At 68.9% G+C, this 23,384-nt stretch carries 22 protein-coding genes and 1 pseudogene; 10 read left to right on the top strand and 13 right to left on the bottom strand.

Going from position 1 to position 23,384, the window contains the following annotated elements:
* Window positions 1-53: 53 nt before the first annotated feature.
* From ACFV9W_RS25970 to ACFV9W_RS25955, 4 genes are all read right to left on the bottom strand, one after another.
* Entirely contained in the window at window positions 54-503 is a 450-nt protein-coding gene (locus tag ACFV9W_RS25970) for a hypothetical protein (protein WP_385764968.1), read from the bottom strand.
* Complete coding sequence (locus tag ACFV9W_RS25965) at window positions 500-2,788, bottom strand: TniQ family protein (RefSeq protein ID WP_385764966.1); 2,289 nt, start codon at window positions 2,786-2,788, stop codon at window positions 500-502. Before ACFV9W_RS25965 ends, ACFV9W_RS25970 begins: the two co-directional genes overlap by 4 nt.
* Window positions 2,785-3,732 carry an ATP-binding protein gene (locus ACFV9W_RS25960; protein WP_385764964.1) on the bottom strand — a complete coding sequence of 316 codons (948 nt, stop codon included), beginning with the start codon at window positions 3,730-3,732 and terminating at the stop codon, window positions 2,785-2,787. The genes ACFV9W_RS25965 and ACFV9W_RS25960 overlap by 4 nt, the downstream gene beginning before the upstream one ends.
* Window positions 3,733-3,910: 178 nt before the next feature.
* Complete coding sequence (locus ACFV9W_RS25955; protein WP_385764962.1) at window positions 3,911-4,750, bottom strand: hypothetical protein; 840 nt, start codon at window positions 4,748-4,750, stop codon at window positions 3,911-3,913.
* Between the two features lie 40 nt (window positions 4,751-4,790).
* Here ACFV9W_RS25955 and ACFV9W_RS25950 point away from each other — a divergent pair, with 40 nt between their 5' ends.
* Entirely contained in the window at window positions 4,791-6,032 is a 1,242-nt protein-coding gene (locus ACFV9W_RS25950) for an IS256 family transposase (protein ID WP_385764960.1), read from the top strand.
* A gap of 24 nt (window positions 6,033-6,056) precedes the next feature.
* Here the strand turns inward: ACFV9W_RS25950 and ACFV9W_RS25945 are convergent.
* Both ACFV9W_RS25945 and ACFV9W_RS25940 read right to left on the bottom strand, forming a co-directional pair.
* A pseudogene (locus ACFV9W_RS25945) lies at window positions 6,057-7,529 on the bottom strand (integrase); the annotation flags it as partial.
* Window positions 7,526-8,176, bottom strand: a complete 651-nt coding sequence (locus tag ACFV9W_RS25940; RefSeq protein WP_385765110.1) for a TnsA-like heteromeric transposase endonuclease subunit — start codon at window positions 8,174-8,176, stop codon at window positions 7,526-7,528. The gene ACFV9W_RS25940 and the pseudogene ACFV9W_RS25945, both read right to left, overlap by 4 nt.
* A 385-nt stretch (window positions 8,177-8,561) precedes the next feature.
* Here ACFV9W_RS25940 and ACFV9W_RS25935 point away from each other — a divergent pair, with 385 nt between their 5' ends.
* Both ACFV9W_RS25935 and ACFV9W_RS25930 read left to right on the top strand, forming a co-directional pair.
* Window positions 8,562-10,385, top strand: coding sequence for an OB-fold nucleic acid binding domain-containing protein (locus ACFV9W_RS25935; protein WP_385764958.1), 1,824 nt, complete (start codon window positions 8,562-8,564; stop codon window positions 10,383-10,385).
* On the top strand, window positions 10,382-11,353 hold the full coding sequence (locus tag ACFV9W_RS25930; protein WP_385764956.1) for a hypothetical protein: 972 nt from the start codon (window positions 10,382-10,384) through the stop codon (window positions 11,351-11,353). The genes ACFV9W_RS25935 and ACFV9W_RS25930 overlap by 4 nt, the downstream gene beginning before the upstream one ends.
* A gap of 104 nt (window positions 11,354-11,457) precedes the next feature.
* Here the strand turns inward: ACFV9W_RS25930 and ACFV9W_RS25925 are convergent, their stop codons facing one another.
* The gene (locus ACFV9W_RS25925) at window positions 11,458-12,408 is read right to left on the bottom strand and encodes a lytic polysaccharide monooxygenase (protein WP_385764954.1); all 951 of its coding nucleotides are present in this window, start codon (window positions 12,406-12,408) and stop codon (window positions 11,458-11,460) included.
* A 179-nt stretch (window positions 12,409-12,587) separates the two neighbouring features.
* Complete coding sequence (locus tag ACFV9W_RS25920; protein WP_385765108.1) at window positions 12,588-13,277, bottom strand: response regulator; 690 nt, start codon at window positions 13,275-13,277, stop codon at window positions 12,588-12,590.
* Window positions 13,278-13,431: 154 nt separating this feature from the next.
* Here ACFV9W_RS25920 and ACFV9W_RS25915 point away from each other — a divergent pair, with 154 nt between their 5' ends.
* The 4 genes from ACFV9W_RS25915 to ACFV9W_RS25900 are packed head-to-tail and all read left to right on the top strand — an operon-like array spanning window position 13,432 to window position 16,952.
* Window positions 13,432-14,415, top strand: a complete 984-nt coding sequence (locus ACFV9W_RS25915) for a Bug family tripartite tricarboxylate transporter substrate binding protein (RefSeq protein WP_385765106.1) — start codon at window positions 13,432-13,434, stop codon at window positions 14,413-14,415.
* Window positions 14,412-14,966 (top strand): tripartite tricarboxylate transporter TctB family protein, encoded by a 555-nt coding sequence (locus tag ACFV9W_RS25910; RefSeq protein ID WP_385764952.1) that lies wholly within the window; start codon window positions 14,412-14,414, stop codon window positions 14,964-14,966. Before ACFV9W_RS25915 ends, ACFV9W_RS25910 begins: the two co-directional genes overlap by 4 nt.
* A gap of 4 nt (window positions 14,967-14,970) precedes the next feature.
* On the top strand, window positions 14,971-16,479 hold the full coding sequence (locus ACFV9W_RS25905; RefSeq protein WP_385764950.1) for a tripartite tricarboxylate transporter permease: 1,509 nt from the start codon (window positions 14,971-14,973) through the stop codon (window positions 16,477-16,479).
* Window positions 16,476-16,952 (top strand): GNAT family N-acetyltransferase, encoded by a 477-nt coding sequence (locus ACFV9W_RS25900; RefSeq protein WP_385764948.1) that lies wholly within the window; start codon window positions 16,476-16,478, stop codon window positions 16,950-16,952. The genes ACFV9W_RS25905 and ACFV9W_RS25900 overlap by 4 nt, the downstream gene beginning before the upstream one ends.
* A gap of 10 nt (window positions 16,953-16,962) precedes the next feature.
* On the opposite strand, the gene ACFV9W_RS25895 is transcribed toward ACFV9W_RS25900, so the two are convergent.
* The gene (locus tag ACFV9W_RS25895) at window positions 16,963-17,100 is read right to left on the bottom strand and encodes a hypothetical protein (protein WP_385764946.1); all 138 of its coding nucleotides are present in this window, start codon (window positions 17,098-17,100) and stop codon (window positions 16,963-16,965) included.
* A 108-nt stretch (window positions 17,101-17,208) separates the two neighbouring features.
* Here ACFV9W_RS25895 and ACFV9W_RS25890 point away from each other — a divergent pair, with 108 nt between their 5' ends.
* A complete protein-coding gene (locus ACFV9W_RS25890) occupies window positions 17,209-17,844 on the top strand; it encodes a class I SAM-dependent methyltransferase (RefSeq protein WP_385764944.1) in 636 nt (211 codons plus the stop codon).
* A gap of 4 nt (window positions 17,845-17,848) precedes the next feature.
* On the opposite strand, the gene ACFV9W_RS25885 is transcribed toward ACFV9W_RS25890, so the two are convergent.
* Together ACFV9W_RS25885 and ACFV9W_RS25880 are read right to left on the bottom strand one after the other, a co-directional pair.
* Window positions 17,849-18,361 carry a DUF402 domain-containing protein gene (locus ACFV9W_RS25885; RefSeq protein WP_385764942.1) on the bottom strand — a complete coding sequence of 171 codons (513 nt, stop codon included), beginning with the start codon at window positions 18,359-18,361 and terminating at the stop codon, window positions 17,849-17,851.
* A complete protein-coding gene (locus tag ACFV9W_RS25880) occupies window positions 18,339-19,274 on the bottom strand; it encodes a GNAT family N-acetyltransferase (RefSeq protein ID WP_385764940.1) in 936 nt (311 codons plus the stop codon). Before ACFV9W_RS25880 ends, ACFV9W_RS25885 begins: the two co-directional genes overlap by 23 nt.
* Window positions 19,275-19,345: 71 nt before the next feature.
* Here ACFV9W_RS25880 and ACFV9W_RS25875 point away from each other — a divergent pair, with 71 nt between their 5' ends.
* Window positions 19,346-19,711 carry a GntR family transcriptional regulator gene (locus ACFV9W_RS25875; protein WP_385764938.1) on the top strand — a complete coding sequence of 122 codons (366 nt, stop codon included), beginning with the start codon at window positions 19,346-19,348 and terminating at the stop codon, window positions 19,709-19,711.
* A gap of 568 nt (window positions 19,712-20,279) precedes the next feature.
* Here the strand turns inward: ACFV9W_RS25875 and ACFV9W_RS25870 are convergent.
* Entirely contained in the window at window positions 20,280-21,374 is a 1,095-nt protein-coding gene (locus ACFV9W_RS25870; RefSeq protein ID WP_385764936.1) for a DUF5925 domain-containing protein, read from the bottom strand.
* A 161-nt stretch (window positions 21,375-21,535) separates the two neighbouring features.
* Between ACFV9W_RS25870 and ACFV9W_RS25865 the strand changes: the two genes are divergently transcribed.
* Window positions 21,536-22,957, top strand: coding sequence for a xylan 1,4-beta-xylosidase (locus ACFV9W_RS25865; RefSeq protein WP_385764934.1), 1,422 nt, complete (start codon window positions 21,536-21,538; stop codon window positions 22,955-22,957).
* Between the two features lie 8 nt (window positions 22,958-22,965).
* On the opposite strand, the gene ACFV9W_RS25860 is transcribed toward ACFV9W_RS25865, so the two are convergent.
* A partial coding sequence (locus ACFV9W_RS25860) for an IS5 family transposase (RefSeq protein ID WP_385764932.1) occupies window positions 22,966-23,384 on the bottom strand: 419 nt, incomplete at its 5' end.

The raw sequence follows: 23,384 nt of genomic DNA, 5'->3' as shown, positions 1-23,384 counted from the left end.
ATTCGCATGGAGCGGGGTGGGGGCGCGGCAGTTGAGGGGAATCAGCCCCATGGTCACCGATCGAAGGTGTCCAGAAGGGTGAGGAGCTTTTGAGCCTCTGTCAGGAGCTCTCCGCCCTCGGGCGTCACGGTGAGCGGATCCACCCGGTCGATGATCGTGAACCCGACTGCCTCCTCCATCCTGTTCAGCTGATAGTAGGCGCTGCTGTCGGCAAGCCCCTGGGAGCGGCATGCATCCGCGATGTCGTGATGGCCCGGGAGCAGGAGGATGTTGCGCAGACGTGCGACGTGGTTTCTCAGGCGGGTGACTGCCTCCATGGCAGGCGAGAGAGGTACGTCGAGTCGTGCGAATGGGCTGTATACGGCGAAGAGCGGCTGAGTCGGGATGTTCGCCCTCTTCAAGAGATGGGATACGTAGGCGTTGTGGCAGCGGAGCTCCTCTGCGATCTCCTTTGTGGTGCGGTGGCGATCCACATACTGATGGCGCAGCCATTCGTCTGTCACCAGTGCCCCGTCGCGCCCCGCAGGGGCCCCTTCCTGCGACGTCTAGGGATCCCCACCTTTTCCAGATGGTTGCCGACGGTCGAGGCCGAGCACCCCACGAGCCGGGCGATCTCCGGTGTCGACCTGTGCTCGACGACATACAGGCGGTGCAGATCCTCACGGGTGGGAGCGTGCCACGGCTCCCTCCTGGTCCTCTTCGTCTGGCGCCGAGGGATGTCCAGCTCTTTCAGCCGAAGATAGAGGGTGCTCGAGGAACAGCCGACCATTCGTGCAACCTCGCGCCCGGATCTCTGTTCGGTGACGTAGAGGCGATAGAGCTCCTGGCGCGAACGGAAGAGCGTCTCGTTCCGGTCGGGCTGGCTTGGGGCGGGAGGCGTCGGGTTATTCCAGGTGATGGTGCGGAACGGCGATGTCTCCGGCGGAACGGGAAGGCCAGACGGTGCAGTTCGTTCCACATAGAGGCGCAGCTGGTCGTCTCTAATACCGAGCCTTCTGCACGCCTCCTCGAGCGGGAGACGTAAGGCGAGGGTTTCGCCGACCTTGTCTGATCCCGGCACCTTGGGAAGCGTGTGGCTCGGGGAGGGGCCAGCGCTCCACGAGGTGGGCGGCTCCCACTGTAAGGGTTCCACGATGTTCTGGGCCTGGAGGTTCTTCTCTGTCTGCTGATGGATGAACGACCGGAGGTGCTCGTCGATGAGATGGGAGGTGCGCCAGTGCACGATCGGACTGCGGGAGGAGCAGCCAGGTTCCGCACCTAGGAGAAGACAGCGGACAAGCCATTTCACCTGGTCGAGCAGGCTCTCTCGGTAGATGCGTCCCACCTGGCGGCAGTATTCTTTGAGCGGCGCAGGATCCACCTGCACGTCTCCATTGGAGAAGAGCAGTCGCCGCCGACGGTAGTCGATGGGTGAACCATGGGCGTCCAACTGGACTGCCAGCGTGAAGAGTTCTGTGGCCAGCCACCTCTCTTCGTCTTTTTCGATCAATGGCGTTGTGGTTCGCCAGTTGCTGAGCGCGAGATCGTTGTGCAGGATTCTTGCGGCTTGCTGGTAGGTGGTTTCCGACCCGGGGATGAGGAGCAGGGCGGCGGTTGTTCGTCGAAATGACGCCAGCAGATGCCCGGTTGGCGCCCTGGGCAGATGGCGCATGGTCCAACCCGGCCAGAGCATGGAGGGGACGGCGCCTGCGCGGCGCTCCAGTGCGCCCTCGGTGAGCGCGGGCCACGCGGGCTCCGGTGTCGTGGCCCCGTAGCGGATCTGGGTGGCCCAGGACACCTGCTCGCTGAGGCTGGCCATGGCGCGAGACGCAAGCCGCGGCCCGGCGCCCTTGCACAGCTTGTGCACCCAGGTGACGGCGTAAGTGGTACTGGTTTCGGACGTCTCAGTGTCCGCCTGGATGAGCCAGGGAAAGATCGTGTCGTGGCCCGAGTCTTCCAGTGCTGCGACGGCTATGGTGATGCCCGCCGCCATGCTGTGCCTGGGCGGGAAAACACGGCCTTTGGAAGCGTGGGTCGGAAGGGTCTCGTCGCATTCGGCCAGGGCTTCCTGCACCAGCGGCGGCAGATCAAGCGAGTCGTTCTCCAAGGCGCGCACAACTCGTTGCGCAAGGATGTTGACCTCTTGGGACCAGACCTGTACGTCCGGTTCCTTGCAGGACTTTCCCAGCACAGTGCGGTCGATCACTCGCTGTGCCGTGAGGGCCAACCCGTCCGCGGGGAGCGACCGCGAAGGGGAGCCGCCCAATGGAAACGCGCAGCGCATGTCGCCCGTACCGCGGATGCAGATGCCTGGGCCGCCTCGGACTCGGCGCTTGTTGATGAAGGGGGCCCTGGCACATCGTGGGCAGCGGTCAAGGAGCAGCAGGTGGTGACGCGTGCACGCGAAAGCCCACGGCAGTCGCCATGACAGCTGCCACCTCCCGTCGGTCTCCAGCAGGCACTGCGGGCAAAAGCTGCTCATGGCGTTGACCTGCTGCATCCCGGCTTTTCCCCTGCTGAACTTCCGGTCGGGGGCGATGCGGACGAGGCGCCCGTTCCACGGTTCAAGGGTCATGGAGGTCAGAGCTGTTTCGCTGACCCCTGTGCGTTTCGACAGGACCTGTTGCTCACCCGGGGTGAGCGTTCGCACCATGAGGTCGAACCTCGTGTTCTGCAGGCCCAGATGGTCAAGGAGGTCCACTTCTGCAGCGTCCAGCCGGTGAGCATACGCAGCCAGCCAACTGTCGAGCGCCTCGCCGTCGAGGGGCGCCGTCCAGATGGGGATACGGCCTGGAGGCCACGGCGTCACGAGGCTCTCCGTGACTTACGGGCCCTCTTGGGCCTCGCGGTGATCAAGTTGGCCTTCATCGCCGCCTCCAGCTCCAGACGGGCCTCCTCCGCGGCGGCATCGTTCCTGACGCCGTCCATCAACTCGATGTCGAGCCGTTCCTGGCCGGAGCGGATGGCGCGATAGCAGCCGCGGTTGATGAGATTCATGAGGGACGCGAAGTGCCCTGTCGAACGGGCGAACAGGTAATTGATCAGGTCGTCTGCGAGCATCCCGGGGTACTTGTCGGCCAGCACCAGCTGCTTCTCGATGGTCAGGAGCAGTATCCGGAACTCAACCCGGCCCTTCTCGTCGTCGATGCAGAACGGCCGCAAGGTCAAAGGTGTGGTTCTGCGCCCGAACTGGGCCTTGAGGGCCTCAGTTGCCGATCTGCCTTCGCGCATGATGTTGCGGTCCTGCACCCCCACGCCGACATAGATCAGAGTGACCGGAAAGGTGTTGGACAGGAACTTCAGGTGGTTGACCATCCGGGTCGGGCTGGAGTTGGGCGAGGCCAGGAAGTGGATGTCGTCAATGATGAAGACAGAGGTCCTGAGGCTCAGTACGGCATCGACTGCCCGGGCAGCCAGGGTGTCCGTGTCACCAGAGGTCGGCAGGTCGAAGAAGCGGCAGATCGCCGCGTTCAGACCACGGATCTGCGTGTTGCCTGTCAGGGCCATATAGGCAACAGGGACCCGACGGTTCCCGGACTCGGTGGTCTCGCCGCGGAGCTCGACCTGTTTTTGATGGAAGCCGCGAGCGAAGTCCAGCACCGCAGTGCTCTTCCCGATGCCGGGGTAGGCATCGAGCAGGGCCGCCGGCTTGGCTTTGTCGCCGTCCTGGCGGTTCGACTCGACGAGCTCAGCAGCTCGAATTGCAGTTCTCTGAGCGGAGTGGTCTTGATCGGCCCGATGTTCGCGTGCCATACGTGCCGGTCGTCGTTGTAGTGACGGAGGTCCGCGGAGGACATGGCAGCCATCTGCTCGCGGGAGAGCAGAGCGGGCTGACGGCGGGTCCGGCCACTGACGATCTCCAGAAACCCTTCCAGCCGCGTGGGCGAGTACTGGCGGTCGCCGCCTTCAAAGGGCTGCGCGGCAACCCGACTCACCGGGTCTCCCAGGCGCCCTCATAGAAGTCCTCCTCGTCGAAGTCGTCTTCCTTCGTGCTCGCTCCGGGCAAACCCGCGCCGCATTCGTCTTCGGCGTCGTCATCTCCACCCGGAACCTCCTGCAGGGCGGGATCGCCGGAGACGGGAGGCCAGGGAGCCTCCTCGGCGACCGGATCATGGGCGTCGAAGTGCAGTGCTGTCACCCGAGTGACGGTCGGGAGATCGGCGACCTGGTCCGCGAGGTCGTCACCAACGATCCGGAACCGCTGTTGGGACAGGCGAACAGCCATGCGTCGCTCGGCACGGTCTGCTGCCAGGCCGACGCCCCAGCGGTCCAGCAGCTCTATCAACGCGCTTTTGGTGTCAGGGAAGCGATGTGTCCTCGCTGCGATCCTCCGTGCGTACTGAAGAGCTTCGAGGCTGGCCGGGCCATTCAAATCCGCGGCATGCTCCCAGATCAGAGCGTGCCACTTGTGTGTCTTCGGGTGCTGGAAGTAGACCCTGCGGATGTCGTCGCGGTCCACGGCAATGGGCCACTTCCCCGGGTGCCGGCCTCTATAGGGACTGTGCTGGTCGTAGAGCCCTTCGAGCCCTGGCCCGTTGTATCGCAAGTGGTTCACCTGCACGCCATAGTGCTGAATGGTCGACCACTCTTCCTCCAGGAACTCGAGCGCCAGGCCCGGACGGGACGGAACGCGCAGCGGGCCGGCCCGCATGATGATGGCGTCCCGCCGGGTGGTGTAGCCGGTCGAGGGTGTGGAACGCGCGGGCGTCCGCTCGGGGCGTGCACCTGTTAACGGTGACTGCTCCCTGAACAAGGTCGGGCCATCGCGCAAGTCTCCTTGGTGAACGGGCAGTTCAACCGAGGAGGACGCGATGGCCCTGTCCCAGTCTGACCTGATGCGGCTGCTGGAGTCGATACGTACGGCCGACGGAGTCGAGGCAATCAGGGTGGTGTGCGAGCGCATCCTGCAAGAACTCATCGAGGCCGAAGCAACCGAGGCCATTGGCGCCGCCCCGCGCGAGCACTCCAGCGAGCGCACGACCTGGCGCAACGGGCACCGTGAGCGGCTGCTGACTTCGCAGGCCGGCGACCTCGACCTGAAGATCCCGAAGGTGCGGACCGGCTCCTTCTTCCCCTCGCTCCTCGAGCGCCGTCGGCGGATCGACCGGGCCCTGTTCGCCGTGGTGATGGAGGCCTACGTGCACGGCGTCTCGACCCGGTCGGTCGACGACCTGGTCAAAGCCCTCGGCGCGGACAGCGGGATCTCTAAATCTGAGGTGTCGCGGATCTGCGGCGAACTCGACGAGGAACTGAGCGCGTTCAAGGAACGGCCGCTGGACCACACCGTGTTCCCCTACGTCTTCCTGGACGCGACCTACTGCAAGGCGCGGGTGAACCACCGGATCGCCTCTCAGGCGGTGGTCATCGCGACCGGCATCTCCGCCAGCGGGCACCGCGAAATCCTCGGACTGATGGTCGGCGACAGCGAGTCGAAGCCGTTCTGGACCAGGTTCCTGCGCAGCCTGCGCGCCCGCGGCCTGGACCACGTCCAGCTCGTGATCTCCGACTCGCACAGCGGCCTGGTCGCCGCGATCCGCACCGTGTTCCTCGGCTCGGCCTGGCAGAGGTGCCGGGTTCACTTCGTGCGCGACGTCTTCTCCGTGATCGAAAAAGGGTCCGCGGAGATGGTCGCCGCGACCATCCGCACGATCTTCGCGCAGACCACCGCCAACCAGGTCCGCACTCAACTCGACGTCGTCGCGGACATGCTCGGACGTCAATTCCCACAGGTCAAGACGATGCTGCTGGAGGCGGCCGGAGACATCACAGCGTTCGCGGACTTTCCGCCGGCGCACTGGAAGAAGATCTGGTCCACCAATCCGCTGGAGCGGCTGAACCGGGAGATCAAACGACGGGCCGACGTCGTCCAGGTCTTCCCCAACCCCACCGCTCTGGACCGGCTCGCCGCCGCGGTCCTGGCCGAACTCCACGACGAATGGCAGGTCTTCGACCGCCGCTACCTCTCCGAAGGCTCCATGGCAGGGCTCTTCACCGACCAGCCCACCCCACCGCGACAGGTTCCCGCACAAACGGAACCCCATGAGCTGGACTGACTGCACCACTTCGTGGGACACCATCCGCATGATGCCGTGTTCGTACATCTCCAGCGGGCTGACTTGAAGCCCGGGGACCTCCGGGATCCTCAAACCGCGATGAGGGCGGCGATGGTAGATCCGAGTGATCCACTCGCGGATTATCGCCTCGAGCTCGTCAACGAAGAAGTAGGCCTCTTCCTCTACCTTTTCGCCACGGCTGTAGACATCCGGCCCCTTGTAGCCGGGCAGCCCCGCCAGCAACCCTTCGTTGAGCGTACGGAACCACCGCTCGACCGGCTTGTCAGTGGGAGTGTGAGGCCGTGCCGGCTGCAGGCTGATGTCCAACTTCGCGCACACACTCTCGATGTGCTTGGACACATAGACCTTTCCGTGGTCGTACACGATGGATTCCGCAGCGACCGAGGGCAGCAGAAGGCTGCCATCGGAGTCCGCCAGCTTGTCCGCGTCCACCACCACCGCTGAGGGCACCCCGCAGTAGGGCAGTGCCTCGTCCGCACTGGCTCGCCCCGTCGGCTCGCGCGACTTGACGGCTTCGTACAGCACCCCGGCGACATCGACCGACTTCGTAGACACAGGAGTCACTCGGAGCCCGCAGATACAGCGGCTGTACAGGTCCATGGCCACTGTCAGTTCGCATCGCACCCAACGGCATGTGATCGGTTCCATGGCGAAGACGTCGAGACTGTTGGTGTCGAGGATGACGTATTCGCCCGGCCGGGTGGCACGCAACTTCCCATAGACACCCTGCGGCCTCTGAGCGATGGAGCGCTTCCCCTTGGTGCTGCCCTCGAATGCGTTGGTGCCGCGGGCCAGTTCCCGCAGCAACTCGTACGCAGTCGTGCGTCCAGGAAGGCGGACCGAGCCCACCCCGTGCTCCTTGGCCAGACGCTCTTCGAGCTCCAACAAGAGCAGGCTCCGGACCGGCCGGCTGCTCTTGCTGTGCTCAGCGAGCATGGTGCGAGCCATGTCCAACCAACGAGGGTCAACCCGGTCGAGTATGTGCGTCGCCTGGCGCCTGCTCACCAGACCGGCGGGTCCCTCTTCCTTGACCTGGCTCACCCACCGGCGCACGGTGGCAGGGTCCACACCCAGCTCTTGAGCCTTCGCCGCATACCGTTGCATCAAAGGAACACCGGGAACGTACTGTGGCCGGGGCTCTCCTGGGAGGGCCAATGCAGGAGACCCCCACTTGTATCCGAAACGAACCTCCTGCACGTGACGGAACCGGGCCGTGACGTCGTCGTCCTCTTCATCAAGAAGATTCCCAAAGAGCGTTGCGGCGCTGGGGTCTTCCTGCCGTGGAGAGCTGACCAGGAACTCCGTGGAAGGGTGACTGATGAGGAGTGAGAGATCGACCTGCCTCCATTGAGGCCGGCCATCCCGACCTGTGTGCTGCAACAAGACACGCCGGCCATCGAGTTCAGCGATCACGAACTGTTCGCCGTCGTACAACAAAGGGAGCCCGACCCGAAGAGGAGTGGTCCACCGATTCATTGAGACCTCCGCAAGATCCATGATCCAGAGAGATTCGTGGAAAGGTCCGTGACAAGCTTCCTTTGCCACAGCAGCGCCAGGATCGCCGGACGGGCCTCGTGCGGCTCCCGACCCAGGAGAGTTGCCAGCCGTTGTGCGGCCGACGCCAATTGCTCACCGTCTTGCACGGTCTTCCACGCCAAGTCGATCTCATCAGCGGGGAAGACGTCAGGGCGCCGATAGGCCGCAAGGAAACGAACGTTACTCATCAAAACCGGGTCCTCGCCCGACCAGATCTCGTACTTCCAGCCGTGTTGCTGAAAGAGCTCACCGGGCCAGGCGAGCGCCCGCGAGATGTCGGCGCGCTCAAGTAATTCGGCGGGCTTGACGTTGACAACCTGGACTGCCCCTGCAGCCTTGACCAGCAGAAAGTCCGGCACGTGATGACGTGTTCGACCATCTACCCGACCGGAGACCCGGAAGGGTTGGGCATAGATGTCCTGGACCTCGGGGTCGAAGTCGGCCAGCACCAGTCGGCCCAACTCCAACTGGCTCTCGTACAAGACGTGCCCGCCGGTAGTCATGGCCGAATACTTGCCGGAGAAGTGAGCATGGCCCTTTACTGAGCGAACTTGTCTCCAAGGTGTCGAACCTTGGAAATGTGTCAAGCGCAGCTCACTGAAGGGAATTTTCTGGACCGGTGCCCTGTTGTCGAGGTACCGGAGGGACGCTTGGGGTGAGAATCTCTTTCTTTCGACACTCGAAAGGGTTTCCATGCGCCTGACGGTAGAAGCAGTCGTCAGGGACTGGAAGGCGGGTCGAGGAAGTGACCGGAAACGCCCGAGAGTATTCCATGGGTTGCGTGCCCCTGTCGGATTCTGTGTATTAGCTGTGTGGGACCTTCGGGCTCTGCGCACTGTCCGCTGAACGGTCTGGGTGCCCGCGACTCTGTCACGCAGGGTGTGGACAGTGCGCACCAATGGCGAGATTGTGAAACTGCTGCGCATTAGCTTCATTCATTGCGCACGGCGGCCCGGACCCTACACCCCCGTCGTGCCGACCAGCACCGAGGGCTTCCCCATGTCCCAGTTCGACAAGGAGGACGTGGAGGACCTCGGCCTGCTCAAGCTCGACGTCCTCGGGGTGCGGATGCAGTCCGCGATGGCGCACTCCGTCGCCGAGATCGAACGGGTCGGCGGCCGCCGCATCGACCTGGACGACCCGGCGCAGGTGCCGCAGGGCGACCCGAAGACGTATCAACTCATCAAGTCCTCCCAGACGTTGGGCTGCTTCCAGACCGAGTCGCCGGGCCAGCGCGATCTGCTCGCGCGGCTGCTGCCCGAGACCTTCCACGACCTGGTCGTGGGCATCTCGCTGTTCCGTCCTGGTCCTGTCGCGGCCAACATGGTCGACCCGTTCATCAAGGCGCGGCACGGCAAGCAGGCGCCCGCGTACCCGCACCCGGACCTGAAGGAGGCGCTGGAGGAGACGTGCGGCGTGGTCGTCTTCCACGAGCAGATCATCAAGATGCTGCACGTCATGACCGGGTGCGGCCTCGCCTTCGGCGACTACACGCGGCGGGCCCTTTCGAAGGCGGACCAGGTCGGCCGGGTGCGCGCCTGGTTCGAACAGCGGGCCCGCGAGCGCGGCTACGAGGAGGAGGTCGTGGCGCGGACCTGGGAGATCATCGAGGCGTTCGGCGCCTACGGGTTCTGCAAGGCGCACGCCGTCGCGTTCGCCGTGCCCTCGTACCAGTCGGCGTGGCTGAAGGCGCACCATCCGGCCGCGTTCTACGCGGGGCTGCTCACGCACGACCCCGGCATGTACCCGAAGCGGCTGCTGCTCGCGGACGCGCGGCGGTGGGGGGTGCCGGTGCTGCCGCTCGATGTGAACGCGTCCGACGCGGCCTATCGAATCGAACTGGTGTCTGACATAAATGGTGGAGAGGGGGCATCTTTGGTGCACGGACTCCGGCTCGCGCTCGACGACGTGCGCGGCATGAGCGAGGCCGAGGCGGAACGGATCGTCGCGGGCCGCCCCTACGTCTCGCTCCAGGACTTCCTCTCCCGCGCCCGCCCGTCCCGCCCGGTCGCCGAACGGCTCGCCCAGGTCGGCGCGCTGGACGCCTTCGGGAAGAACCGGCGCGACCTGATGCTGCACATCGCCGAATCGCAGCGCGCCCAACGAGGCGGCGCACAAGGCCAGTTGGCGCTCGGCGAGACGGGGGAGGCCCCCGCCGAGGTGGCCCCGGCCCAGCTCCCCGACCTCGACGACGCCGAACGGCTCGGCGCCGAACTCGGCGTGCTCGGCATGGACACCTCGCGCCATCTCCTGGGCGACCACCGGGAGCTGCTCGACGAACTGGGGGTGGCCTCCGCGCACCGCCTCAAGGACCTGCCGCACGGACAGGTGGTCCTCGTCGCCGGGGCGAAGGGCGCCGTCCAGACACCACCGGTCCGCTCCGGCAAACGCGTCATCTTCACGACGCTCGACGACACCTCGGGCCTCGTCGACTGCGCGTTCTTCGAGGACAGCCACGACGCGGCCGCGCACACCGTCTTCCACTCCTGGCTGCTCCTCGTACGCGGCGTGGTGCAGCGCCGCGGCGGCGGCAGCGGCAAGGCGCTCTCGGTCACCGGATCCGCCGCCTGGGACCTCGCCGAACTCGCCGAACTGCGCCGCACGGGCGGCCTGTCCGCGGTGACGGACCGGCTCACCGAGGAGCGCCCCGCCGCCGGCGGGACGGCGGACGGCGGACGCAGCATCCGCCTGGAGACCGGCTACGACCTGCACCCCTGGGCCGACCTCCAGCCGCCCGGCGAATCCGTCAAGCAGAGCCGCAAGTTGTGGCACCAGAGCCCGGGGAGCGCGGGATGACACAGGTCTTGTACGTGCACTTCCACGACCTGGTGGACGAGAAGCTCTACCTGCGGCTGCTCGGCCTGCTCGCCGAGTTCACGCCCATCGTGCAGGCGCTGCCGCCGGACGCCGCGCTCGCCGACGTCACCGGCGGCCTGCGCTATTTCGGCACGGACGCGCCTGCCCTCGCCGAGCGGATCCGGGCCCGCACCGGCGGCCTGTACGGGCTCCGCTCCACCATCGGCGTCGCCGCGAACCCGATGCTGGCCCGCATGGTCGCCGTCGACGGCCCGCCCTCGGCCGTGCGGGAACTCCCCGACGACCTCGACGCGGTCACCGCCTTCCTCGCCCACAAACCCGCCGCCGCGCTGCACGGCGTGGGCCCCGCGACCGCCCGCACCCTGTCCTCGTACGGCCTCGACAGCGTCGGGAGGATCGCCGCCGCGCCGCTCGGCACCCTGCAACGGATCCTCGGCGCCGCGGCGGGGCGCAAGCTGTACGACGCGGCCCGCGGCCTCGACCCGACCCGCGTGGTCCCGGCGGCCCCGGCCCGCTCGATCCGCGTCGAACACGACTTCCCGCAGGACGAGTTGGACCGCGACCGGCAGCGGGCCGCGCTCCTCGCGCTCACCGACCGGCTCGGCCTGCGGCTGCGCGCCGAGGAACAGACGACCCGCTCCCTCACGCTCACCGTGCGCTACGCGGACCGCAGCACGACCACGCGCACCCGCACCCTGCGGGAGGCGTCCGCCCACACCCCGACGCTGACCTCGCTCGCGTACGAGCTCCATGAGCGGCTCGGGCTGCAACGCGCTCGCGTGCGGTCCTTCACGCTGCGGGCCGACACCTTGATCCCGGCCGAACTCGCCTCCCGCCAGCTCCTGTTCGACCCGGCGGACGAGCGGGACCGCCGCATCGAGGCCGCCGTCGACTCCGTCCGTGGCAAGTTCGGCCTTGCCGCGGCGCGGCCGGCCGCAGCGGCCTGAGGGGGGAGGGGGGCACCAGGCATTTCAAGCCCCTGCGGCGATTGAGCAGCGGGGTCCGGGGCAGAGCCCCGAGACGTCAACCACGGCGACCGGAACGATGCGGCTCAGCGGCCGTGACGCCCACCCGCGGCGCGACGACGCATCGACGCGAACAACCCCGCCGCACCAATAGCCAGCGCCGCCGCGCCGCCCATCGCGATGTACGGGGTGGTGGAGTCGCCACCCGTCTCCGCGAGGTTCTGCGAAGCACCCTGCGCGGCAGGCGCGTTGGCGTCACCCGCGGCGGGCGACGCCGACTCGTGGGTCTCGTGCGCGTCGTCGCCCATGTCCATCCCGCTGTGGTCGACCGTCGACTTGTCGGCGTCCGCGGCGATCTGCTGGTCCGAGGGCTCGGACGCCGCGGAGGCCGTGGACGCGCCGCCGTACGTCACGTCCGAGCAGGAGTAGAACGCCTCCGGGCTGTCCGAACGCTGCCAGATGCCGTAGACCAGCTGGCGGCCCGTGCGGTCCGGGAGCTTGCCGGAGAACGTGTAGTAGCCGCCCGACGCCGTCGGGTCCGTCTTCGTCGCGACCGGGTTCTCCAGGTCCAGGTCGGACCACTTCAGCGGCTTCGACGGGTCGTAGCCCTGCTTCGTCATGTAGAGGTTGAAGGTGCCCTTGTGCTGGGCCGTCACCTTGTACTTGAAGGTGTACGAGCCCGCCGAGACCTTCGTCGCGGGCCAGTCGTCGCGGGCCAGGTCCATGCCCTTGAACTCCTCGGAGTTCGCCGAGCACAGCTTCCCGTCCGGGATGTTCTCCTGGTGCTTGCCGGCCGCCTCGCCGTCCCGGATGCCGTTCCAGTCGTACAGGGCCTGCGGGCCGCCCTCGGCGACCGCCGCCTTGCACGCCGCCGACGTGGGGCTCTCGGCGCCCTCCGCGTAACAGGCGGCGACCCGGCTGGCCGGATCGCCGAGCGTGCCGTGCGCTGCCGCCGGCGTCGCGGACAGGGCGGTCAGCGCGAGGGGGAGCGCGCCGACGGTGGCGAACGCGGCGATCTTGCGACGGGATGCGGGCATGAGGGTGCTCCTTGCTCGAGTGCATTGGGGGTTGCGGCAAGGAAGTTAGCCCGAAAAAACGCCCTGTCAGGCCCCTGGGAGCGCTCCGAGTGGATCTTTATGGCCCCCTTAAGACGCCACTCAGACTCCCCTCAGGACACCCCCTCGCGGCACCCCTCAGGACGCCCCCACCGCACCCTTCAGGACACCCACCGATACCGTCGCTCGGGCCGCCCCGTCCCGCCGTACCGCAGCGACACCCGCGCCCGCCCCGTCCCCGCGAAGAACTCCAGATAGCGGCGCGCGCTCACCCGCGACAGCGTGCCCGCCTCCTGGGCGCACTCCGTCGCCGAAAGCCCCGCCGGATGCGCCCGCAGCGTCCGCTCCACCAGATCCGCGGTGTGCGCCGCGAGCCCCTTCGGCAGCTCCCGCGAACCCGGTGGCCGGGCGCCGAAGATCTGGTCGACGTCCTCCTGGCGGGCCTCGTCGAGATCGTCGAGGCGGGTCCGCAGCGCCGCCACATGCCGCAACTGCTCCTGCAGCGCCGCCTGGTTGAACGGCTTGATCAGATAGTGCAGCGCCCCCGCCCGCAGCGCGGCCCGCACCACCTCCGCGTCCCGCGCCGCCGTGATGAACAGCGCGTCCACCGGCGTACGTCCCGCGTCCCGCTCCTCCGCGGCCCGCAGCGCACGCAACACCTCGATGCCGTCCATGTCCGGCAAATACACGTCGAGCAGCACCAGATCGGGCCGCAGCGCCTCCGCCGCGCGCAGCGCCTCCGCGCCGCTGTGCGCCACCCCGGCCACCACGAACCCGTCCATCGCGGACACGAACCGGCTGTGCAGCTTCGCGACCATGAAGTCGTCGTCCACGATCAAGACCTTGATCAAGACCTTTGTCACTGGCGCAGGTTAGGCACGCGACCACAAGGACCACAACGTCCGTTGCTTGCGGAAGGGAGACAGCTTGTTAACGCGTGGGCAACATGTGGGCCACCTCACAACCAGCCCGCCGTCAAAACGACCCAAGAAGTAGGTGGCACACGTGCGCCTGCGCACACCCCTCGCCCTGTTCGGGGCCGCACTGCTCGTCCTGGTGGGGCCGCCGCTGCTCACCACGGGCAGCGGCGCCGACACCGGCACCCAGATCCCCGGCCTGCGCCTCATGGTCCCCAACACCCCCGGCGGCGGCTACGACATCACCGCGCGCACCGCCGCCAAGAACGCCGAGGACGCCGGACTCACCCACAACATCGAGGTGTTCAACCTGCCCGGCGCCGGCGGCACCGTCGGCCTTTCCCGCCTCGTCGGGGAACACGGCAACGGCAAGCTGGCCATGTCCATGGGCCTCGGCGTCGTCGGAGCCGCCCGCTCCAACCACTCCCCGAAGACCCTCGCCGACACCACGCCCATCGCCCGGCTCACCGAGGAGCCCGATGTCGTCGTGGTCGCGAAGGACTCCCCGTACAAGAACATCAAGCAGCTCATCGACGCCTGGAAGAAGAACCCCGGCAAGCTGCCCGTCGGCGGCGGCTCCTCGCCCGGCGGCCCCGACCACCTGGCGCCCATGCTGATGGCGCGCGCCGCCGGCATCCAGCCCAAGCAGGTCAACTACGTCCCGTTCGACGGTGGCGGCGAACTCCTCGCCTCCATCCTCGGCAACAAGGTCGCCTTCGGTGTCTCCGGCGTCGGCGAGTACCTGGACCAGATCAAGAGCGGCGAACTGCGCCTCCTCGCCGTCACGGGCCCCGAACGCGCCCCCGGCCTCGACGGACCCACGCTCAAGGAGTCCGGCTACGACGTCGACTTCACCAACTGGCGCGGCATCGTCGCCCCGCCCGGCCTCTCCGGCCCCGAGCGCGACAAACTCACCCACCTCGTACGGAAGCTGCACGCCTCCAAGGAGTGGAAGAAGTCGCTCAAGACCAACGGCTGGGACGACGCCTTCCTCGTCGGCGACGACTTCGGGACCTTCCTCGACGCCGAGGACAAGCGCGTCGTGTCCGTACTGAAGGAGCTTGGCCTGTGAACCCGGTAGAGCCCGCGACCGCCACCGACACCGACACCCGTCCGGGCGAGGGCACCCGCACGTCGTGGCTGCGCGCACACTCCGAACTCGGCGTCTGCGTACTCCTGTTGGTGCTCGGCGTGCTCGTCCTCACCGACGCGCTCACCATGAACGTCGACATCGCCCAGCGCGGACCCGTAGGCCCGAAGACCGTGCCGGTCGTCGTCGGCATCGGGCTCCTCGCCGTCGCCGTCCTCCTCGCCGTCGACGTCCTGCGCGGCGGCAGGGGAGAGGCCGAGGCCGGCGAGGACATCGACCTGTCCGAACCCGCCGACTGGCGCACCGTGCTGCTGCTCGCCGGCGTCTTCCTCGCCACCGCCGTCCTCATCGAACCGCTCGGCTTCCCGCTCGCGGGCGCGCTGCTGTTCTGGGGCGCCGCCTACGCGCTCGGCAGCCGCCACCTCACCCGCGACCCCCTGATCGCCGCGGGCCTCTCCCTGCTCACCTTCGTCCTCTTCAACAACCTGCTCGGCGTTCCCCTGCCGGGCGGCCCCCTGATGGGAGTGCTGTGACCCGATGAACGCCCTCAACTCCCTCCTCGACGGCTTCGGCACGGCCCTCACGCCCGTCAACCTGCTCTGGGCGGCGATCGGCGTCCTGCTCGGCACCGCCATCGGCGTCCTGCCCGGCATCGGCCCCGCCATGGCCGTCGCCCTGCTCCTCCCGGTGACGTACGGACTCGAACCCACCGGCGCGTTCATCATGTTCGCGGGCATCTACTACGGCGCCATGTTCGGCGGCTCGACGACCTCGATCCTCCTCAACACCCCCGGCGAGAGCGCCGCCGTCGTCGCTGCTATGGAGGGCAACCCCATGGCGAAGGCCGGACGCGGCGCACAGGCCCTCGCGGCCGCCGCCGTCGGCCACTTCGCCGGCGGCATGATCGGCACGATCCTGCTGGTCGCCCTCGCCCCGAAGGTCGCCTCGCTCGCCGTCGACATCGGCGCGCCCGACTACTTCGCCATCATGGTCCTCGCGTTCATCGCGGTGACCTCGGTCCTCGGCTCCTCCCGCGTCCGCGGCCTCGCCTCACTGCTCATCGGCCTCACCCTCGGCCTGGTGGGGCTGGACCAGATGACGGGCCAGCAACGCCTCACCTTCGGCTCCCTCCAGCTCGCCGACGGCATCGACGTCGTCATCGTCGCGGTCGGCCTCTTCGCCATCGGCGAGGCCCTGTGGGTCGCCGCCCACCTGCGCCGCACCAGCGGCGAGGCGATCCCCGTCGGCCGCCCCTGGCTCGGCGGCTCCGACGTCAAGCGCACCTGGAAGTCCTGGCTGCGCGGACCGTTCATCGGCTTCCCGTTCGGCGCGATCCCCGCCGGCGGCGCCGAGATCCCCACGTTCCTCTCCTACGTCACCGAGAAGCGCCTGTCCAAGCACAAGGACGAGTGGGGCAAGGGCGCCATCGAGGGCGTGGCCGGACCCGAATCGGCGGCCTCCGCATCGGCCGCGGGCACACTCGTCTCGATGCTCACCCTCGGCCTCCCGACGACCGCGGTCGCCGCCGTCATGCTCGCGGCCTTCCAGCAGTACGGAATCCAGCCCGGCCCGCTCCTCTTCGAACGCGAACCCGAACTGGTCTGGGGCCTCATCGCGTCCCTCTTCGTCGGCATGGTGCTGCTCCTCGCCCTGAACCTCCCCCTGGCCCCCGTCTGGGCGAAGCTGCTGCGCATCCCCCGCCCGTACCTCTACGCCGGAATCCTCTTCTTCGCGGCGGTCGGCGCGTACGCCGTCGGCGGCGAGGCCATCGACCTCGTCATCCTGCTGATCATCGGCCTCATCGGCTTCGGCATGCGCCGCTACGGACTGCCCGTGCTGCCCGCCGTCATCGGCGTCATCCTCGGCCCGAACGCCGAGCAACAACTGCGCCGCGCCCTCCAGATCAGCGACGGCAGCGTCAGCGGCCTGGTCAACACACCGTTCTCCGTGACCGTCTACGCCGTCGTCCTGCTCATCGTGGCGTGGCCGCTGCTCAAGAAGCTGGTGGTGCGGGGGAGGAGAAGTGACGTAGACAGGACGGCATGACCAACGACAGCGGAGAACCCGCGATCCGCCGGGCGACGGCCGCCGACGTGCCCGCCGTCAAGGCGGTCACGGACGCGGCGTACCACCACTACATCGCCCGCATCGGCGTCGTACCGGCACCCATGGAGGCCGACCACGCGGCGAACGTGGCGGCGGGCCTGGTGCACGTCACGGGCGACCCGGACGTCACCGGCCTGGTCGTGGTCGAGGCCCGCCCCGACCACCTCTTCCTCGACAGCATCGCGGTCCACCCCGACGCCCACGGGCAGGGGGTGGGTCGCCGCCTGCTCGCCTTCGTGGACGAGCACGCGCGCGTACTGGGCCTCCCCGAGGTGCGGCTCTACACAAACGCCCTCATGTGGGAGAACCAGGAGCTGTACCCGCGGTACGGATACGAGGTCGTGGAGCGCCGCACGGACGGCCCCTACGACCGGGTCCACTACCGCAAGCGGCTGGGTCTGAGCGGCATCTGAGCGGCCCCGCTCACTCGTCGGGCCACCAGGTCTTGCGGACGTCCTTGCGCACTTCCGGACGCTCGCGCTTGGCCTCGGCCGCGTCCTCGCGCAGCCGGCGCCTGATGCTGCTCGATCCGGTCGGCTTGTGCATGGTCACTCGGCGCATGATGCCTCCTGTACCTACACGGGTTCCAACGTGGTGCCGTTGTAGACCTGTTCCCGGAGGGTCCCCCTTCGAAGCGCAATTGTCAGTGGCGGTTGTCACGATGGGGGCATGACGACATCTGGGGGAACGACCGAAGGGCCGACCCAAGGGCCGACCCAAGGGCCGATCGACTGGGACGCGGCCGCCGACAGCTTCGACGAGGAACCGGATCACGGGCTGCGGGACCCGGAGGTCCGTGCGGCCTGGGCCGGAAGGCTCGCGGAGTGGCTGCCGCGGACGGCCGGTGACGTGCTCGACCTCGGCTGCGGGACGGGCAGTCTGTCACTCCTCGCGGCCGAGCGCGGGCATCGGGTGACCGGAGTGGACAGCGCGCCGGCCATGCTGGAGCACGCCCGCCGCAAGCTCGCGGGCCGTGACGCGGAGTTCCTGCTCGGGGACGCGGCGGAGCCGCCGGTGGAACAGGGGGCGTACGACGTGGTGCTGGCCCGGCACGTGCTGTGGGCGCTGCCCGACATGGGGGCCGTGCTGCGGCGCTGGGTGTCGCTGGCGCGGCCCGGCGGGCGGCTCGTCCTGGTGGAGGGGGTGTGGGGCGAGGTGAGCCCGGCCGGGATCCCGGCGGCGCGCCTCGCGGACGCGCTCGCGCCGCTCGTCGCGGACGTCCGCCGCGAGCCGCTGTCCGGGGACGCGCGGCTGTGGGGGCGGGAGGTCGCGGACGAGCGGTACGCGGTGGTCGCCGTTACGTGAGCGGTCAGCGGTCAGCGTGGCTGAGCAGGGCGGTGAAATCGCCCTGCTTGGCGAGAAGTTCGAGGTCGTCGAGGGCCTGGACCGCGTTCCGCGCGGCCTCCGGGTCCCGCTCGGCGAGGCCGCTCTCGGCGAACTCGTCCTCGTCCAGGCGGATCACCTGGCTGCCGTCCGCCGACACCCACAGGTCGAGGTCGAGGTCCTCGCAGCGGATGTCGCCGTTGGCTGTGCGCACGGCGGGGCGGGCGATGTCGCAGTACCAGCCCTTGAGGGAGCCGTCCGCCGCGCGGACCTCCTTCACGGAGTACCAGCGGTCGCGCCAGTAGTGCTCGGTGAAGACGTCGCCGGGGGCGAACTGCACGAAGCCGAAGTCCCGTACGCCGTCGCCCGCCCAGGGGGCCCGGACCGAGACGCGGGTGCCGTCGTCGTGGAGGAGCTCCACCGGGTAACTGATCTTCGTGCGGCCCGCCTTGATCAGGTGTACGTGCAGCGTGTTGTCAGTGGGTGAGGGTGCGGACATGGCGGATCTCCGTCGCGTCGAGTACGTAGCCGAACCACTTGTTGATCGCGAGCATCGGCTCGTTGCCGGTGTCGTTTCCCGTGTACGCCACCGTGATGCCGGCGGCGCGGGCCCGGTGCAGGGAGTCGTTCTTGGCGAGCTTGGCGAGGCCCCGGCCGCGGAAGGCGCGGGCCGTGCCCGTCATGCCGGACACATAGCGGCCCTCGCCGTCCGTGAGGGCGGCCGTGAACGCCGCGGGGGTGCCGTCCACGAGCACGACCGTGGTCAGCTCGTGGTTCAGCAGGGGCTGACGCCACGTCTCGCTCAACCACTGTTCGTAGTCGCCGAGTTCGGACTGGATGTCGCCCGGTTCGTCGGAGGTGGCCTCGGCGTCCAGGTCGAACAGGGGCCGGGGGTCCGCCGCGTGGTCGGAGGCGGTGCGCAACTCCACGTTCGGCGGCAGCGCTTGGCGGCGCGGGAGGGCGCCGCTCGTGAGGTCGAGGCGGAGGAAGTGGGCGCTGCGGCTCGCGCGGTAGCCGCGGGCGGCGGCCCAGGCCAGGTTGCGCGGGGCGTCCAGGGCCCAGCAGTGCACCTCCGTGGCGCCGTGCCGGGCGAGGTGCTCCTCCGCCGTGCGCAGGAGGAGGGCCCCGGCACCGCGGCCGGTGCGCTCCGGGTGGACGTACACGTTCGCGTAGCCCTGGCCCGGCCGCGGGCTGTCGTACGCGAGGCCGACCTGCGCGGTGCCGACCACCTCGCCGTCGCCGGTCTGGGCGATCAGCTGGCGGTAGTGGGCGCCGGGGTGGGCGTGCGCGGCGTCGTGCGCGACGGAGGCCGGGGTCGCGAGCATGGCGGGCAGGCAGGCGCGGCGGATCCGGGCGAAGGCCTCGGTGTCGGCCCGATCGCCGAGGTCCAGCGCGCGCACGATGACGGTCATGGGGGCGCACGCTACGCGCCGCGCGCTACCGGGTGCCTCCTATTTTTCGGTGCTGCGGGAGAATCGACCGCGTGACCTTGAAGATCCGCATTGACGACAGTGGGGCGCCGTACGAGCAGGTGCGGGCCCAGATCTCCGAGCTCGCCCGGTCGGGGGTGCTGCCCGTCGGGTACAAGCTGCCCACGGTGCGCGGGCTCGCGGAGGAGCTCGGGCTCGCCGCGAACACGGTGGCCAAGGCGTACCGGGCCCTGGAGACGGACGGGGTGATCGAGACGCGGGGGCGCAATGGGACGTTCGTCGCGGCGGCGGGGGACGCGGCGGAACGGGAGGCGGTGGCGGCGGCACAGACGTACGCGGAGCGGGTCCGCCGCCTGGGCCTCTCGGAGGACGCGGCCCTGTCCGCCGCGAGGGACGCTCTGCGCGCGGCGTACGCGTAGGCGGTCGCCGTCTGCCGTAACGGTTTCGGGGCCATGCCGGGGCCGGCGCCCGTCGTGATGAGTGCGCGGCACCGGGGGCCGCCTTGCCCACCCTGCCGCCCAAGGCGGCAGATTGCCCAAGGCGGCGGCGGCCGACCGCAACGGGTGGGTAGCTGTGGTGGCGGTGGTTGGCCCAGGGTGGTGGAGGTCGGCCGTAATGGGTGGGTGGCCGTGCTGGCGGCAGCTCGCCGCAGGCGGTGGTGGCACGCCGTGAGGCCTACGCCCCCGGAGGGGGCGGGTGGGTGGGAGATGGGCGGGCGCCCGGGCGATTGCCCGCGGGGCGATGCGCCAACTCGGAGCCTCGTGGCGGGTGGGCAGATCAAGCCCCGCTCCGGGACGAGACCCGCGGGGTTCGGGGCAGAGCCCCGAGTCCGTAACGCCGGTGCCGCAATGACAGCCCCGCCGGCGTTTGAGGCGCGGGGCTCGGGGCGGAGCCCCGTATCCGTAACGCCGGTGCCGCGAAATCAGCCCCGCCGGCGTTTGAGGCGCGGGGGCCGGGGCGGAGCCCCGTGGCGTAGGCAGCGACGGGCTACAGGTACAGACCCGCCTCCGCCCCGCCCCGCGGGTCCGGCACAGACGTGGGGGAGATGCCCCGCCGCAGCGCGTACAGCTCAGCCAGCGTGGCGCCCTCCCGGCCCACCCCCTCCTCCGTCCCCAGCCACTCCGTGGCCTCACGGCGCGTCAACGGCGAGACCTCGATACGGGCGAGGCAGCGACCGGGCCGGACCACCGCCGGGTGGAGCCGCTCCAGGTCCTCGTTCGTGGTGACCCCGACCAGGACATTGCGGCCCTGCCCAAGCAGCCCGTCCGTCAGATTCAGCAACCGCGACAACGCCTGCCCCGCCGTGTGCTTCGCCTCCCCGCGGATCAGCTCGTCGCAGTCCTCCAGGAGAAGCAGCCGCCAACGCCCGTTCGCCGAACCGTCGTCCTCGCCGATCGCGATGTCCATCAGATAGCCGACGTCCGAGAAGAGCCGCTCCGGGTCCAGGACGCAGTCCACCTGGCACCAGTCCCGCCAGGAGCGGGCGAGCGTGCGCAGGGCCGACGTCTTGCCCGTGCCCGGCGGCCCGTGCAGCAGGAGCAGCCGGCCCGCGATGTCCTCGGGCCGCGTCTTCATCAGCTCGTCCATGGCGTCGGCGACCGGCGCCGTGTAGTTGGGCCGGACCTCCTCCCACGTACCGGCCGAGATCTGGCGCGTCGTACGGTGCGGGCCGCGGCGCGGGGACACGTACCAGAAGCCCATCGCCACGTTCTCCGGCTGTGGCTCCGGCTCGTCGGCCGCGCCGTCCGTGGCCTGCTTCAGGACCTTCTCCGCCAGTTCCGCGCTCGTCGCGGTGACCGTGACATCGGCGCCCCGGTTCCACCGGGAGACGAGCAGCGTCCACCCGTCGCCCTCGGCGAGCGTCGCGCTGCGGTCGTCGTCGCGGGCGCAGCGCAGCACCCGCGCGTTCGGCGGCAGCAGCGTCGCCGCGGAGCGCACCCGGTCGATGTTGGTCGCTTGCGAGAAGGGCTGCTCGCCCGTGGCGAAGCGGCCGAGGAACAGCGCGTCGACGACGTCGGAGGGTGAGTCGCTGTCGTCGACGCCCAGCCGGACCGGCAGCACGTCGAAGGGGTTCGCAGACATGCCGCCATGATCCGCCACGAACGGGGCTCCCGCACGCAATTTCCGCAGCGCGCCCCGCTTCGCACCGGCCGACACGCGCACCCCGGACGTCGAACCTCGTTACGAGTCCGTGGCAACGGAGCTGGTCCTTCCGTCAACTCCCCTCGTTACCCTTGTCCTTGATGGGACGTCATGGGTGGGAATCGGGGGCGCGGCGATGGCGGCTCATCGCCCTGCTCGGCGTGGGGATGGCCGTACTGGCCCTGGTGCTGACCGTGATCAGCACGCTTCCGGACGGCAAGCCCACCACCGCGGGTACGACCCCCGACGGTGACCGGGTGCACGGCACGCCCGGTGAGCCGCCGAAGGAGCTGGGGCCGCAGGTCGGCTGGGGGTTCACGCACACGCAGTTCTCCGCCGACGAGGGGGCGTCCGCCGCGACCGAGCGCGCGGAGAAACTGCTGGGGGAGCGGCCGGTGCCGCAGAACCAGCACATCATGGGCTGGGGCGCGAGCAACCCCGAGCCGGTGAAGGGGCGTTACCAGTTCGAGGAGATGGACCGGCGGATCGACTTCGTCCGCAAGTCCGGCGGCACGCCCGTGGTCACGCTGTGCTGCGCGCCCGACTGGATGAAGGGCGGCAAGGCGGGCGTCGGGAACACCGACTGGAGCAAGGCCAGCCTGGAGACCGCGCCGTCCCCCGAGCACTTCAAGGACTACGCGAACCTCGCGGCGACGGTCGCCAAGCGGTACCCGTACGTACGGCACTTCATCGTCTGGAACGAGTTCAAGGGTTTCTGGAACGACGACGAGGGCCGCTGGGACTACGAGGGCTACACGAAGCTCTACAACATGGTCTACAAGGCGCTGAAGAACGTCCGCGAGGACATCATGGTCGGCGGCCCGTATCTCGTCATGGACAGCCTCCATCCGAAGCAGACCGACGGCGGGTCCGATGCGGTGAAGGGTGCCTGGGGGCGGATGGACCAGCGGATCGTCGACGCCTTCGAGTACTGGAACAAGAACAAGGCGGGCGCCGATTTCGTCGTCGTCGACGGGTCGAGCTACACGAACGACGACGAGATGCTGCCCGACGAGTTCGCCGCCACCGACAAGTTCACCGACGTCAGCAAATGGATCGAGCGGCAGACCGACGACCTGCCGCTGTGGTGGGCCGAGTACTACGTGGAGCCCGCCGACAGCAGGGACGAGCGGCAGGGCTGGAGCGAGCCGCACCGTGTCGCCGTGCAGGCCTCCGGGATGATCGCGATGGCCGTGGGAGGGGCGACGTCCGGGTTCTACTGGAACCCCGAGGACGAGAAGGGCGCGAGCTGCGCCGGCTGCCTGTGGCGGCCCACCGATCGCGCGTCCGGCGGGCGAGCGCTGCCGATGTACGGGCTGGTGTCGCGGTTCAACGAGGAGTTCGGCCCCGGCACGAGGTTCGAGAAGGTGTCCGTGGCCAAGGACGACGTGCCGAACGTGCGGGTGCTCGCCGACGACGAGACGGTGCTCGTCGTGAACACCCTGAAGCGGCCGATCAGCGCGAAGATCGACGGTCAGCGGTTCGACATGAAGGGCTACGAGGTGAAGTGGCTGCGGCGTTAGACGTCATTTCACTTGGCCAGTCTGCGGTGACATATGAGGGCCGCGGCGATAGCGGTGAAGGCCAGGAAGTGTTCCGGCTTGCGCTCGTAGCGGCGGTGCAGACGGCGGCAGCCGGACAGCCAGGACACGGTCCGCTCCACGACCCAGCGATGCCGGCCCAGGTGCCGGGACGACTCGATGCCCTTGCGGGCGAGGCGGTGCCGGATGCCACGGGATGCCAGCCACCGCCGCAGATGGCGATAGTCGTAGCCCTTGTCACCGTGCAATTTCCCCGGTCGTCGGCGTCGCGGGCCGCGACGGGAGCGGATGGGCGGGATGCCACGGACCAGTGGGATGAGGGCCTGGCTGTCATGGAGGTTGGCGGCGGAGATGCCGATCGACAGGGGCAGGCCCTGCCGGTCGACGATGAGGTGGATTTTCGATCCCT

It is taken from the genome of Streptomyces sp. NPDC059897 (assembly GCF_042730865.1).
Lineage (GTDB): Bacteria > Actinomycetota > Actinomycetes > Streptomycetales > Streptomycetaceae > Streptomyces.
Note: the sequence above shows the minus strand (reverse complement) of the source record. Positions and strands in the feature narration are given on the sequence as shown.